Annotated in this window: 1 pseudogene; it reads right to left on the bottom strand. The window is 57.3% G+C overall.

The window, feature by feature from the left end:
* Positions 1-232, bottom strand: a pseudogene (gene ccmC, locus V5P19_RS24610) (heme exporter protein CcmC); the annotation flags it as partial.

Below are 232 nucleotides of genomic sequence, written 5' to 3'. Positions count from 1 at the left end.
ATCGCCGGATCGATACTTTGCTGCATCCGCGTTGATCCCTGATGCAGGGTGATCCACCACTCCACGGAGTAATGAATAATCGGCAGATTCACCACGCCAATCAGCACCAGGATACCTGCCGCACGGCCCGCCAGACGGCGGTCGTCGAAGGCGTGCCACAGGGCAATCACACCCACATACAAAAACAGCAGCACCAGTTCAGAAGTCAGACGTGCATCCCATACCCACCAGG

The organism is Enterobacter sp. UNJFSC 003, from assembly GCF_036903355.1.
Classification (GTDB): Bacteria; Pseudomonadota; Gammaproteobacteria; order Enterobacterales; family Enterobacteriaceae; genus Enterobacter.
Note: the sequence above shows the minus strand (reverse complement) of the source record. Positions and strands in the feature narration are given on the sequence as shown.